At 35.7% G+C, this 14,166-nt stretch carries 13 protein-coding genes and 1 tRNA gene; 11 read left to right on the top strand and 3 right to left on the bottom strand.

Going from position 1 to position 14,166, the window contains the following annotated elements; translation table 11 throughout:
• Positions 1-56 precede the first annotated feature (56 nt).
• Positions 57-581 carry a hypothetical protein gene (locus ABEG20_RS19215; RefSeq protein WP_406824850.1) on the top strand — a complete coding sequence of 175 codons (525 nt, stop codon included), beginning with the start codon at positions 57-59 and terminating at the stop codon, positions 579-581.
• Between the two features lie 188 nt (positions 582-769).
• Here ABEG20_RS19215 and ABEG20_RS19210 read toward each other — a convergent pair.
• From ABEG20_RS19210 to ABEG20_RS19200, 3 genes are all read right to left on the bottom strand, one after another.
• A tRNA-Asp gene (locus tag ABEG20_RS19210) sits at positions 770-843 on the bottom strand.
• A gap of 299 nt (positions 844-1,142) precedes the next feature.
• A complete protein-coding gene (locus tag ABEG20_RS19205; RefSeq protein ID WP_406824849.1) occupies positions 1,143-2,264 on the bottom strand; it encodes a DUF4932 domain-containing protein in 1,122 nt (373 codons plus the stop codon).
• A 341-nt stretch (positions 2,265-2,605) separates the two neighbouring features.
• Positions 2,606-2,821, bottom strand: a complete 216-nt coding sequence (locus tag ABEG20_RS19200) for a TIGR04139 family peptide modification target (RefSeq protein WP_406824848.1) — start codon at positions 2,819-2,821, stop codon at positions 2,606-2,608.
• 1,458 nt (positions 2,822-4,279) lie between these two features.
• Here ABEG20_RS19200 and ABEG20_RS19195 point away from each other — a divergent pair.
• The 10 genes from ABEG20_RS19195 to ABEG20_RS19150 are packed head-to-tail and all read left to right on the top strand — an operon-like array spanning position 4,280 to position 14,098.
• Complete coding sequence (locus ABEG20_RS19195) at positions 4,280-4,660, top strand: cupin domain-containing protein (RefSeq protein WP_406824847.1); 381 nt, start codon at positions 4,280-4,282, stop codon at positions 4,658-4,660.
• A 9-nt stretch (positions 4,661-4,669) separates the two neighbouring features.
• On the top strand, positions 4,670-6,238 hold the full coding sequence (locus ABEG20_RS19190; RefSeq protein ID WP_406824846.1) for a class I tRNA ligase family protein: 1,569 nt from the start codon (positions 4,670-4,672) through the stop codon (positions 6,236-6,238).
• A gap of 5 nt (positions 6,239-6,243) precedes the next feature.
• Complete coding sequence (locus ABEG20_RS19185) at positions 6,244-7,497, top strand: diaminobutyrate--2-oxoglutarate transaminase (RefSeq protein ID WP_406824845.1); 1,254 nt, start codon at positions 6,244-6,246, stop codon at positions 7,495-7,497.
• Entirely contained in the window at positions 7,478-8,785 is a 1,308-nt protein-coding gene (locus tag ABEG20_RS19180; RefSeq protein ID WP_406824844.1) for a SidA/IucD/PvdA family monooxygenase, read from the top strand. Before ABEG20_RS19185 ends, ABEG20_RS19180 begins: the two co-directional genes overlap by 20 nt.
• Entirely contained in the window at positions 8,769-9,821 is a 1,053-nt protein-coding gene (locus ABEG20_RS19175; RefSeq protein WP_406824843.1) for a hypothetical protein, read from the top strand. The genes ABEG20_RS19180 and ABEG20_RS19175 overlap by 17 nt, the downstream gene beginning before the upstream one ends.
• Positions 9,818-10,261, top strand: a complete 444-nt coding sequence (locus tag ABEG20_RS19170) for a GNAT family N-acetyltransferase (RefSeq protein WP_406824842.1) — start codon at positions 9,818-9,820, stop codon at positions 10,259-10,261. The genes ABEG20_RS19175 and ABEG20_RS19170 overlap by 4 nt, the downstream gene beginning before the upstream one ends.
• 5 nt (positions 10,262-10,266) lie before the next feature.
• Entirely contained in the window at positions 10,267-10,758 is a 492-nt protein-coding gene (locus tag ABEG20_RS19165) for an N-acetyltransferase family protein (RefSeq protein ID WP_406824841.1), read from the top strand.
• Positions 10,759-10,770: 12 nt separating this feature from the next.
• Positions 10,771-12,045: an NAD(P)/FAD-dependent oxidoreductase gene (locus ABEG20_RS19160; protein ID WP_406824840.1), complete on the top strand. Its 1,275-nt coding sequence runs from the start codon at positions 10,771-10,773 to the stop codon at positions 12,043-12,045.
• A gap of 33 nt (positions 12,046-12,078) precedes the next feature.
• Positions 12,079-13,209: a hypothetical protein gene (locus ABEG20_RS19155; protein ID WP_406824839.1), complete on the top strand. Its 1,131-nt coding sequence runs from the start codon at positions 12,079-12,081 to the stop codon at positions 13,207-13,209.
• 28 nt (positions 13,210-13,237) lie between these two features.
• Positions 13,238-14,098, top strand: a complete 861-nt coding sequence (locus ABEG20_RS19150) for an aspartyl/asparaginyl beta-hydroxylase domain-containing protein (protein ID WP_406824838.1) — start codon at positions 13,238-13,240, stop codon at positions 14,096-14,098.
• Positions 14,099-14,166: the final 68 nt, after the last annotated feature.

Raw genomic sequence — 14,166 nt, 5'->3', positions numbered from 1 at the left:
TCTGATTACCTATCTGGATTAAAAATACTTTTAATATTATTCAACAATTAGTTACCATGAGACCTATCTTTTATTTCTTCGCCTTTTTCATTTTTATCCTTTCTGCCTGCGATTCGCCAAATCCTAAAAATATAGATGGAAATAAAAACTCACTGATCGGAAAATGGCATCGGTTTTCCACAACGAATGGCTATAGCGAATTTGATATTGATTCGCAATATGTAGTTTTTTATAACCAGAAAGTTGGCCGGTTCAAACTGCCGTATAAAATAGAAAATGATTCCTTAAAATACCTCACCAAAGATTATGTTGCTAAGATTACAAACCATGGCGACTCTGTTCTCTTAGAAGGAAATGATAGTACTCAAGCCGTTTTACATCGATTTAAAGAACCGAACATTCCTTTTAAAACAATCCCTGAAGAAAAAGATTCTTCATCTTTTGCATTATACATTGCTGATTTTGATAAAAGATTAATAGGTGCGTTTGAGAAAGCAGGAATCAAGATTTCTAATGCTATGGAAAAACCTGAGGGCACTGCATATGAAGAACTGTTAAAAAAGAAAGCAGCAAATAGGTAGAGAGATTTTTAACTATTTTGATAATTTATATTGGTTGAATGCTATCTCCCTACCCTATTTCTATCATTGGTAAACTTTCGTATCGTTTGCACATTTTTTTGCAAAAACTAACTGTTTGGACTCCACAAAAACAAAAAATCCCGTAAACACTTAATTTACAGGATTTTATTTGAAAAACTTTTTTTTCGCGGAATGGACGGGACTCGAACCCGCGACCTCCTGCGTGACAGGCAGGCATTCTAACCAGCTGAACTACCACTCCTTTTGTTCCCTTTAAAGTTTGAACATCTTTCCCTTTTCAGGATTGCAAATATATGCACTATATTCAGTTTATCACTATAACATTCTAATTTTTAGTCAATAATTACGTAACACACTGAGCATCATTCTAAATATTTTAATCAGAACTGCTATAAAGCGAAAAGCCTAACTTTTGTAAGTTAAGCTTTGATGGGACAATAACCTTTTCGTAGCCAATCAGATCACAAACACTTATTTTTAAACCGATAAGATAATATAGTCCCTTATCACACTACTAAAATAAAGCTTCGTCCATAAAACCTACTTGCTCAACAGATCCAGTAGTTTTGGATACAAATCATCGATCTTTTTATCGGGAGCTCCCGATCTTGCCTGCTCTAAACATGATACAAACAGCTCCATTTTCGGAAAGCCACGCGCTGTCATCAAACTGATCACATTATTTCGGGTTTCAGCATAAAGTGCTTTATTATAATTGTCCTGGGCATACATCAAAAAAGTACCGAAGGTCATGTACTCGTTAAAAACCTTGATAGGATTGGGGTAAGCATAGCTGCCATCGGCTTTCTCATTCACCCAGGCGGCCCTGTTCTTAAATACACTATCTATAGCAGTCTTATTGGCATCTGAAGGCGTACCAACATAGTTATGATCTATTTCTGAAAACATCACCCTTGTATTGAAAAGTTCGTTTTGAATAGCCGAAAGTTTAGGATCATGATCAAGCATGGGAAGTACCATAACGATCTGCCTAAAGCCTTTATCTTTAAACTCAGTGGTATAATTAAGCCCGTTAATGAGAGGCGAACACAGAATCAGGTAGCTGTTGATGCTGGTTTTAAAATTCTTTTCCAGCCATTTCCACTGTTTGTCCAGATCTGCACCCGACTTATAATCTGCAATTATTTTGGCATAATAAGATCTGTGCTGGCGATAAAAATCCAGAAACCGTGATTTTTTCGCGAACGCTTCGATATCTTTTCTGTAGGTATCTAACGGATTGGTCTTGATCTCCATATTAGCCACGCCCCGAGCAGGAAAAATATAGTTAGGGTTACGCTTTAATGTAGTCCCCGAAAAATCATAAGACATCGCATTCCCGGAAATGAAAATATAATTATAAAGCGAAACGTTCAGCAAAGAATCAAAGATTTTGATGACGGGCTCGTTTGCATACGGCTTAAAATGTTTAAGTACATCCTGATAATATGTACCACTTTGATTCACCATATCATCATTGTTAAGCCCGGTTTTGGTAATGGCCAGCATGATGTGTAACAGTTCTTTAAGAGGAGGTATCTCTATGCGGGATTTACCGTTGTTGGCCTTTTGGAAGGCTTGGTCAAAGTTTGCTTTTTCCTGCGCATTGGCGCGCAATAAACCTGTTGTAAGTAACAGCAGCAGAATAGTAATTTTTTTCACTAGGTTTTACAGCGTAATTCTAATTGTTATCTTCTTTGTGGAGCAAATATAAAAATCGACCGTTAAATATGGCAGCTATGTGATTTAAAACGCCGTCTAATACGGAGATATGATAGTTATCGGAATAACCAGGCTACAACTTTTGGTATTGATTCTAAATATTTTAATCAGGAGCAGCGATCAAACATTTTTGCAAGTTATGATTTCTATTGCGCAATAGAAGGTAGCTAATATTAGACCGTACTACTGATTATTCATCGCTGATAAAATTAAATCTACAGGTTTTTCATTGTAAAAAGAAAAACTTGCAGACTTAATGTTTTATTTCGTTGAATTGATTACTAGCAATATTCGTTTTTACAATCGCTAAATCTAGCACACCATTTGCCATTATGATAGTAATCTACCAATTGACATCCGTTTTCGTCTCTAAGGTTAGACACGATATACTTAGGCCCCCCAGCTAAACCACCTAATATAGCTTTAGAGCTTTCGAAATCCAGCTTCTTATTTTCCAATGAAGACAAGCTTTTTTGCATCCCTTTTAACTTTATCATTTTCTTTTGAAGTTTAATATTTGATTGATAAGCGCCAACTTAACCCTGGCGTTTAGGTTTGGTTAATATGCTCGTTATAAAAACATCAGATATACGTCTACAAAAAACATTAATATAAATAGCTAACTACTGCGGTAGAAATTTAATTTGCTAGCACTACCACTATAATTTATTTTAAAGTTGAACATAACCACGTGGTAATACAAAGCACGTTTGATATTTGTTGGGTTTCAATAAATATCCGTAACGTTTACCAGTAAATATGCTAATGGATTCTACAACACCACCAAAAACAGATGGTAAAGTGGGCTGCACAGTTTGGAGTGAAAATGTTGACGCCCCCAAAATTTAATTCATAAAATTTATACGCAATCTCCTTTTTAGGATATAGAACGATAATGCTATTTAGCAACGATTACAGCATCCATGATCGCATTATTGACCTCTTCGACTTTTTTGGAAAGCAAATTTATATATGCCTCCTCATCGATGTTTTTGATGTTTATGAATCACCAGGTCAATCATATCCTCGGTTACCAGAAAATCGCCATCAGATGATGTCTTAATCTGCGGTAAACAATCGGGTAACATATTTTTATTGCATTGATTTTTCGGATACTTAACATTAATTCTGATAAGATATAGAATTTAATATATCTTAAATACACCTTATATAACCATAAAGATTCATTAATACATTTTTGTACTTGCGCTATCGTACAATTAAGTAGCTGGTGATAAATTTGGGTTACACTACATATCGTGGCAAGCGTTTTATTCTAAACTTTTTCACCTCTTATAAGACTTTATGAGCCCAATACTTTTACCGCTGATCTATAAAAATAGATATGGGAAAGCCTGCCGTCTTATCGGTATGCTGTTTAGGTTTAGGTAGTGGTTAATATTATGCTGTCTCTGCTAACCTTAATCTATTTAGGTACACCAATTTTTTGGCATTTAATTATGATGAACCTTTCTCGAAAAAAAAGTTAATTTGTTGATTTAAGTATCCAGCAGTGTTGGCTAAACTGTTTAGGTTAATTTGAACTTTTTATAACATTTTAGATCCTAAAAATAACTTATTGCTTAAAGGTTATCTATAAAAGGAGTAATGATGTCTTAAAATCAATAGGTATATTTAATTTCAACATATACTTTTTTACTAAGAACAAGACTACTTTTATGTATAAATTGAAACTACAAAAATATTATTCAATTGTATAATTAAATTGTAATAATATTTTGGCTTAAAAAAGTATAATATTTACAATTTTAATAGAAAAGAATACTGAATTTTATTAATCAACTAAAAATTCACACAATAAAACTAATTCTTTCTTTCAGTTGAAAATCTTAATATCTTGCCACAGATAAAACCTTTTATTAAGATTGATTTCTAAAACCAAATCTTAATCTAATTAGTGAAACAGGCTTATTTGATATACATATAATACAGTAATGAAAATACAAAAAGAAAGTAATGCTATCTACAACTTCGAGTACAATTGCAGACTAAGAAGAATTTATCCGTGGAATGGAGTTGTACAGCCTGCTTGGGGAAGCGCTATCGCTAAAGTAGATATCAATTGCTCTACCACCATACATCATCATGATGAAAAGGAAACTTTCATCATTCTTCATGGCTATGGAGAAATAACTATTGATGATGAGCGGGAAATGGTACAAACAGGTGATGTAATTTATCTCCCTCCAATGTCATCACATACTATAAAGAATATTTCAGAAACAGAAGAACTAACATTCCTAACCATCTATTGGGATGAAGGTATGAATGGAACTGATCCGGATAAACTGAAAAAAGAAGAATCCATAATTTAAACTAAATAAATGAAGAAAAACTATCTAATTACTGCTCCTCCCCCTACTCCTAACGGAGATCTTCATGTTGGACATATCTCCGGTCCTTATTTTGCAGCAGATGTATTTGCGAGATATCAAACAGTCAGAGGACATGATGTAGTATATGCATCAGGTAGCGATCAGAATCAAACCTATGTAGTTACAACAGCTGAAAGATTAAAGACGAATCCCAAAGAACTGGGCATTAAATATCACTACAAAATCCGTGAAAGTTTAGATAAATGCAGTATCAACATTAACGGATTTCTTTTGCCTGACGACCAACACGCTGATCTCGTACAGCAGTTTATCTTTAAGCTATATAAGCTTGGCGTGATCAAAGAAAAAGAAAAGGAATATTGGTATTCAGAAGAGCTTGGCCGATATTTATTTGAAGCATATATTAATGGCTTTTGTAACAACTGTTATGCTGAAACCAAAGGTGGGATATGTGAGAGTTGTGGACATCCGAATGATTCATTCAACCTGCCTCTTGCATCTGCAACCGGCTCTAAATCAACTATCGTATCTAAAAAAGTAAAGGGTTTATATTTTGAAATTGAGAACTATCGTGAGGCACTTAAACGTTATCTAGAGCCGATTTATCAAACGATGAGGCCCCATTTACAAAAATTACTAAAAGATCTTCTTTCTAAACCGCTTGCTGATTTTCCAATCTCCTATCCTAGTTCCTATGGAATTCCTGTTAATATTCACGGATATGAAGATCAGGTAATCAATGTTTGGGCCGAAATGGTTCCCGGCCTTATGGGCGCTTCTGTAATAGATAAAGATAGAAATCCAGTTGATATCGATAAGCTCTGGAAAAATAAATCGACAACAAAATTAGTACAGTTTCTAGGGTTTGATAATTCATACTTTTTTACAGTTCTGCATCCGGCACTTTTAATGGCCTGCAATGAAGATTATATACTGCCATCAAATTTTATAACAAATGAATTTTATCTATTAGATAATTTCAAATTTTCAACCAGTCAGAACCATGTAATCTGGGCACGGGATATTGTAGAAACAATTACTAACGATGAATTGCGGTTTTTTGTTTCATATACCAATCCCGAACTGTTTCAATCTAATTTTAACGCATCTGACCTCAAAGTTGTGGTTAAAAACTATCTAACAAGCCACGTCGACAACTTAATTGTCATTTATAATAAAATCTATAAAGAATATGATATAACACAAGCCTTTCCTGATTTGTCAGAAGCATTTAAGCAGAATTTGGAGTGGTTTTATGAAGAATTTGAGCAGGCATATCATGAGGACTCTTTCAGTGTTAAAAAGGGTGTAAATACATTAACGTTATACCTGCAATGGCTGGTAGATTATGCCCGGGTGAAAGAGGAGACCCAAGAAGTGGGTTTTGCTAATGAATTTATTTACGGCTTATTGGCTTTGGTTTCATTCAGTCACCCGCTATTACCAGATTTTTCATATCGTTTGAAAAGTGGACTGAATATTCAGTCACCGATAGTCTGGAAAATGCATGCAGATACAAAAATTGGGGATCTTAATCCTATTACTTCACTTTTTTAAGACTTATGACAAATATATTATCAGAACTGGAGTCGAACGTCAGGTATTATTCACGTTCATTCCCCGTTAAATTTGACAAAGCAAAAAATAGTTATCTATTTGACGACAAAGGCAACAGGTACATAGATTTTTTTTCGGGTGCGGGAGCATTAAACTATGGTCATAATCCTGATGGGATGAAAAGCAAAGTGATCAATTATCTGCATGCTGATGGAATCACCCATTCTCTTGATATGGCTACAAGCGCTAGAGAAAAATTCATAAGGGAGTTTAACCGGGTTATCTTGAGTAGCAGAAATTATAATTATAAAATTCAATTTACAGGACCAACAGGTACTAATGCTGTAGAAGCAGCCCTAAAACTTGCACGGAAATTTACGAAGCGCAAAGAGATTATCCACTTTACCAATTCATTTCATGGGATGTCAATGGGGGCACTCTCTATTGCAGGAAATCCGAATAAAAAAAGATCTATAGGAATTCCGGTGGGTTATACCAAGGAAATACCGTTTAATGATGGGACATTTGGTATACAGGCTTTGAAAGAATATCTGGCAAATTTATCTGCTGAAGAATTGCCTGCTGCAGTTATACTAGAGACCATACAAGCCGATGGAGGAATAAATGTAGCAGATACTAATTGGCTGTTGCAGCTTTTTGATCTTGCAAAAAATTATGGCATTGTTACCATCGTTGACGATATACAGGTAGGTTGTGGCAGAACTGGTAATTTTTTTAGCTTTGAAGATTCGGGGATAGTACCAGACCTGATCTGTTTATCTAAATCTTTAAGTGGTTACGGGCTTCCGATGTCAATGCTTTTAATTAATCCTGATATGGATATTTGGGAACCTGGCGAGCATAATGGCACCTTCAGAGGCAATAACCTTGCCTTTATCACTGCAACAGAAGCCTTAAAATACTGGGAGAACAAGGCATTCATAGAAGGTATAAGCCAACGCGCTATGTTTATCAAGCATTTCATTAATGATAACCTTCTGGATGAGACAATTGCTATTAAAGGTAAAGGATTAATTGTTGGTCTTGAATTTGATAAGGGCGAAACTGCAACAGAAATAGCAAGGATCGCCTTTAAAAAAGGTTTAGTGATAGAGGTGTGTGGAAAGGAAGATAATGTTATTAAATTGTTGCCTCCGCTTAACATTGGGATAGATGATCTTGCGGAGGGGCTGGATTTATTAATGCAAAGTATTTTATCAATAAAAAAAACATCTTACTATGAAAGCTCCAGTTTATGACGTCCTGGTTATAGGTTTTGGACCAGCCGCGCTGGGGCTTGCTGCTGCAGTAGAGGATAAAACCAGGGATGGTGAGTTAGATTTATCTGTAAAGTTTATTGAAAAGGCATCATCATTTTCCTGGCACAGTAATTTTCTGCTTCCAGGAACTACAATCAACCATCATTATTTTAGAGATTTGGCAACGCCAAGAGATCCTTCCAGTAAATTTACTTTTATAAAATATTTAAAGGAAAAAGGCAGGCTATTTGAATTTGGTCATTTTTCTGGATACCCCACCCGGGTGGAGTGGAATGATTACCTGAGCTGGGCCGCCAATAAATTGGATTCCTATGTTCAATACGATACTGAGGCTTACCATGTTGAATGGAACAATGCCTTTAATTTATTAGAGATCAGTACTTCGAAAGGTACATTTTTGGCCCGGCACCTGGTGCTGGCAACAGGATTAAAGATGCGCATTCATCAGCGATACTATCCTTTACTTTCTAAAACCCTCTTTCACTCCAGCAAATTCATTGAAATGCTTAAGGCTAATAATTTTAGCCCCGCCAGTGAGAAGAAAGTTTTGGTAGTGGGTTCCGGACAAAGCGCTGCAGAAGCAGTTTTATACTTAAGAAACAGATTTAGCAACTGGGATATTGATTCACTTCACAGTGCTGTTGGCTTTAAAATTAAAGAGTCAGGCCATTTAAGCAATATAATATATCACCCTGAAGAGACGGATTATTTTTATGGGCTCGAAGCGCATAAAAAAGCGATTGTACTTCAGGATATGACTACAGCAGACTATGGTAATGTTAATAATGCTACCAGCGAGCAATTATTTAATAGGATATACGAGGATAAGGTGCTCGGCATTAACAAAATTAAAATGATAGACCGAAGTACGGTCCATGCGATTGAACAGGAAGGAGAACAGTATCAAGTTACTATAAGGGAAATTTATAAAGATCATTTTACCATAGAAAATTATGACCTGATTGTTCTTTGTACGGGATATTACGAGGAAAAGTATCCTGTAATCTTAAAAGAAATTAGTCACCATCTGCTAAATGATAATGAAGAAATGCTTTGTTTAAACAGAAATTATAAAGTTGAGCATAAGAGTGAACACGATCTGAACATCTATATATATGGTGGATCAGAACGTACCCATGGAATAAGTGATACCCAGAGTTTTACACTGATGGCAATTAAGGCAAATTGGATTCTGGATGAAATATGCGCTAAGTTCTCGAAAGACAAAATGATCCAATTGGTTTCTGCGAATGGAACAGTTGAATAGCATTGGGGATATCTTCCCGCTTCACCTGCTGGAAGAGATATCGACAAATGGTGGAGAAAAAATTGGGATTGTTGCAAATGCCGGTGGTCATACTGCAGAATTACTTGGAGGCATAGTGCTTGCGGTTAAAAATAGAAATAACTGCACCGCGGTAGAGCTGGTCTGGAAAATGGAGGAGCGATCAAAAGAGGGTGGTTTGGAAGCTGCTGCATATTTTCATGCTTTAGATGTTTCTTATGTTATAGGCCATCTTAGTGCCACTACAGCCATTTATGCAGCAGAATATTATAATGCGCGCAACATTTTATTTTTTGCCCCCGGAACATCACATCCTAGCCTTATAAAAAAGGATTATAAATTTGTTTTTAGAGTTTGCGGGCGTGATGATCATCAGGCTCAGGCTATCGTATCAAAGATACTCGAGCTCAACTGTAGCCATGTAACCATGCTGTCAGAAAATATTGAATACGGACGGGCATTATCTGGCTTAATTGCGGGTAAGCTGAACAACTTTGATCTAAGTTATAGTCATTATTTCCTGGATGAAAATTTATTCGAACGGGAGCATATATATGATGAAACGGCAGCTCAAACTTCAACAGTATTATTTGTAGGCCGATATGAACAAGGAGCAGAAGTTGTTAGAGAATTAATAGTCCGCGGCTTTACTGGTAATATGATCATGAGTGATGATTGTTTAATCCTGCCGTTTATTAACGCGGTAAAAGGTCTGCCTAATGATATTTACGTTTCAAAGATGCAACTTCAGGAAAAATTTTCAGATGTTATAGTCGGTTTGGATCATCAGTATTCTAATTTAACCGGGAAACATGCAGGAGCATATTTTTACACCAGCTATACCGCAATGAACATCTTACTTGATGCACTTAACGCTAAAAATGATGTGAACTTATTGAGTAGTAAGATTAAGAGCTCCTCAAAAAATACCGTTATCGGCAACCTGTCATATCTGGCCGATGGAGAGATTGAAGGAATAAACTGGGAAATCATCCAACTAAACAAAATTAATTTATGAACAATATTAATATAACAAAAGCATTAGCAAATGAAATAAGTGGCCTTGCTATTCTTTTTGATGCCTATAGAGTATTTTATGGGGCAGAACCCAGCTTGATCCGTTCAATACAATTTATCCGTGAACGTATTGAAAAAAGTGATTCTACTCTGTTTATCGCAAAGAAAAATGAAAAAGCCGTAGGGTTTATGCAGTTATATCCCATGTTTTCTTCAGTTAGCATGTCTAAAGTTCTTGTTTTAAATGATCTTTTTGTAGAACCTAGTAGCCGATCTAAAGGCATTGGAGAGTGGCTTATTAAGCATGCGCTTGAATTTGCACGGTTAGAAGGTTATACCCGGATAACATTGAGTACGGCAAAAGATAACCCTGCCCAAAAGCTTTATGAACGGATAGGTTTCTCTGAAAGTGCTTTCAAGTTTTATACATTCAATCTATAACGATTATGACTATTTATACCGTTAATAAAGATAATTTTGAACAGGTTTTACCTTTGATAGCCGCATACCAGCGATTCTACAAAGCTGAACCAAATTTAGACAATAACAGAGCTTTTTTTTCTCAGTTTTTAGACGATCATTCACGTGGCATACTTTTTATAATGATTGATGAAAATGGTCAGGCAATTGGATTTTCCACACTTTATTTTTCTTTCTCTTCCGTAAGTGCTTCGGGGCTTTGTGTACTGAATGATCTTTATGTAATTCCTGGCGTAAGTTTTTCAAGCATCAGAAGTGTAGGTAATAAACTTGTTCTGCATTCATTTAACTATGCTATTCAAAACGGGTACCATAAAGTATGCGGTACAACTGATGAATCTAATCATACCGCCCAAAGGTTGTATAATAGCTTTTTAGAAAGGTATAAACAATATCATGTTACCAAAAGTACTTTATATGAGTATTGTGCCGTGGCCACTACTAAATCTATTCTCTAATAGCTCTTTAATATGGACACAAAATTTGGATCAGTATGGATGGAAGGCTTTGACAGCAACGAATATGATACAGCAATTAAAAATTCAGAAGCCGATGTTTTAATTATTGGAGGTGGATTTACAGGTTTGAATGCAGCTTTAACAATTGCTAAGAACAACATTAGTACCATATTGCTTGAACAATATGCGCTGGGTAACGGGGCAAGTTCCAGGAACGGTGGATTTGCTACCACTGGTTGCGCCATGAGCTACCCGGAATTAGTGGCAAAATACGGGAAAGAACTGGCAAAAGAATTTTTTAATTTGTCACTGGATGCAATCCGCTTACTAAAAAATGTTACAACAGTTGAAAACATCGATTGTGATATGGTTAATAATGGCAACATTGTTTTAGCAAGCAAAGAAAGTCATTTCAAGCAATTCAGAGAAACCGCACGTATATCTCAATCCGAACTGGATCATAAACTGGAGCTATTAACGGCAACGGACACCTTTGCCGAGACGGGTTCATCATCTTTTTACGGCGGGCTTTTAGATATTGAAAGCTGTTCAATTCATCCTGTTAAGTATTTATCCGGACTGGCAGAGACAGCTATAAAAGCTGGTGCGAAAATCTATACCTACACGCATGTGAAAGGTGTAAAAAAGGAAACAAATGGCTGGATTGTTTTTACAAATAAAGGTATTTTAAGGGCTAAAGAAATCATCATCGCAACAAATGGATATTCCGGAGATCTTAAAATTTCTGATATTCAAAATAGAATCATGCCAAGAGGCAGTTATCTAATTGCAACTGAAAAATTAACGGAAAAACTTAAAGCATCCATTAATGTCAATAACAGACTTTTATATACTTCCGGATTGCTTTCAAACTATTTCCGGATAACTCCTGATGGCCGTTTTCTTTTTGGAGGAAGACATAATTTTACAGCAGATGTTGATTTAAAATTAAGTAGAGATATATTAAAAGAGAAAATGCTTTCCTATTTTCCCATGCTTGAAAATCTTGAAATCGAATATTCATGGTCGGGCAAACTAGGTTTCACACGAGATAAGATGCCACATATTGGCAAGCATAAAGACCTTTATTATTGTATCGGATATAGTGCGAAAGGAATTCCTTTTTCTACGCTTTTAGGTGTAAAAGTTGCCAATATCTTACTTGGAAAGGAAAATGCTGGCATTTTTAACAATATCAGGCAGCGAAAGTATAACATTTTTTCCAGAAACCTCTTTACACTTCCTTTCATTTATAACCAAAGCAGATTTAAGGAATATTTAAGTTAAGACATTTCCATCTATATTATTAATCCTTGTTAAATGATAAAATTATTTGATCGCAAGACAATTTCTTCCATTAATAAAAGTGATTTTTCCACTTTACCCGATTGGGTTGAGTTTTTGATTTTGCTCTTACAAAATGGTCCTTCGCATTATGTCGAAAATTTTAACTGCGATTTTTTATTGCTCCAGATCAACGACAAGTTAATTCCAATTGCACAAAATAATGCTGCTGCAAATAATTCGCATTTAACTTCTATCAATACATATTATATTTCTTTTGGTATCGATTCCATTAAACATAAACTAAAAAGCAAGTTATCTGGCCTGGTTGTTTCTTCTTTTGCATCTATGATGCAAACCATTTTCAGTTTTTCCAAGCTTGACCGGACAATTTTTATTAATTGCTGGTTGATGCCCACCGGACCATTGGTTACCCTGGAAAAAGGAGAGTATGATGAAGTTGTGGTTTTTCTTAGAAATCATTTTCCGGATCATGCATTGGTTTTTCGAGGTTTTACTAATTTTTTTAAAATATCTGGTGAGCAGATAGCGCCGGATGTGCTACTATTGAGCAGGGTTTATTACCAAATCGAGAACATAAAGGAAATATTAAAGACAAAAAATATAAAAAATGCACTGCGCACTTTGAAAAACACAAAATATAAAATTGATGATCGCAATGGTATCGTAAAAAATGATCATCAGCGCATGATTGCACTTTATAATAAACTTTATATTGATAAGTTTTCTGATTATAGTTTAAAATATAATGAAGAGTGGATTGAGCTGATTTCAAAATTTCCGGTTTTTAATATTCATCTGGTAAGGGATGAACAAGAACTGATTCAGTCATTTATCGTAACCTTATCAGATCCGGATATTATCGTTAGTTCGATTGGGGCATACAACCAGGGTGCGGTAGATAGTTTTAACCTCTATGTATTAAATTTTGCAAATAGGGTTGTTGATGCGAATCTGCGCGATAAGAAAATCAATTTAAGTTCGGGGGGCGATTATTTTAAAAGGAAAAGAGGCGGAATACCCAATGTTGAGTATGACATTGTGTATTTCAAGCATCTTAAAGGATTTACTTCTTTAAGATGGAAGGTTTTTTCATGGCTTTTCAAGAATGTTGCTGAACGGATTTACAAAAATGCGCTGAATTAATATAGTGATAATTAATAAACCAATAAACATGAACATAAAACTTAACAAACACTTCGATCAGGATGAGCTTATACGCTCTTTCGAGTCCGTAAAAGAGTTCAATAAAGCGCCAGCGGGATATCCCGGTGAAGGCAATGTGAGCTGGGATGCGATCACACTTTTTTCTTTGGGTAATGAAGAGGCCAGTTTATTATCGAAGCTGCCATTCCTTTCTGCCACATTTAAAGCATTAAACTTAAACATACGGTTATTAAGATTCATGATTTTAGAACCCGGAGGCATTATTCAAAAGCATCAGGATTCATTTTTGTCGAACAGCATTGTAAGACTGCATATCCCGGTAATTACTCATCCGGACGTAGAATTTTATTTAAACCATGAGCGATGCAATTGGTTTCCAGGAGAACTATGGTACGGTGATTTTTCATTGGAGCATTATGGCATAAATAATAGCAATGTCAGCAGGGTACATTTGGTTATAGATGTAACCGTAGACGAAAATCTATTGAAACTTTTTCCGCCCCACGAGGTCACAGAAAAATTAAAAGCAAACCAGCATAACACAGGAGCGGATAGCCAGTTTGATCCTGTTATACTTGAACGTTTCAGGTGTAATTTCACTTTGCCTTCTGGGTTCTCGCTGCCGGGCCTGAATTATTCGGAACTTCAGGAAGAACTTAACGGCAGTATAAAAGTAGTTGGCAACGAACTTAGCCTTTTTGTTAATGATCAGCCCCTTCTGAAGGTTTTGCCGGTTACTGAAGATAAGCTTGCCCTGATCGGCTTAGGTCAGGAAGCATTTGTTAACTATAGGTTTGGTAGCCAGGGCATAAAAAACCTTGAACTGAACATATTCAACATGGTTGTTCCAATTTCTTTGGCCAATTAGTAGACGTTAGCATTGCAGAATCTTTTAACCGCCTATTTGTGGCATTAATGTATGTAAGTTAAAAATAA

The sequence above is a fragment of the Pedobacter sp. KACC 23697 genome (assembly GCF_045348445.1).
In the GTDB taxonomy this organism is placed as follows: domain Bacteria; phylum Bacteroidota; class Bacteroidia; order Sphingobacteriales; family Sphingobacteriaceae; genus Pedobacter.
Note: the sequence above shows the minus strand (reverse complement) of the source record. Positions and strands in the feature narration are given on the sequence as shown.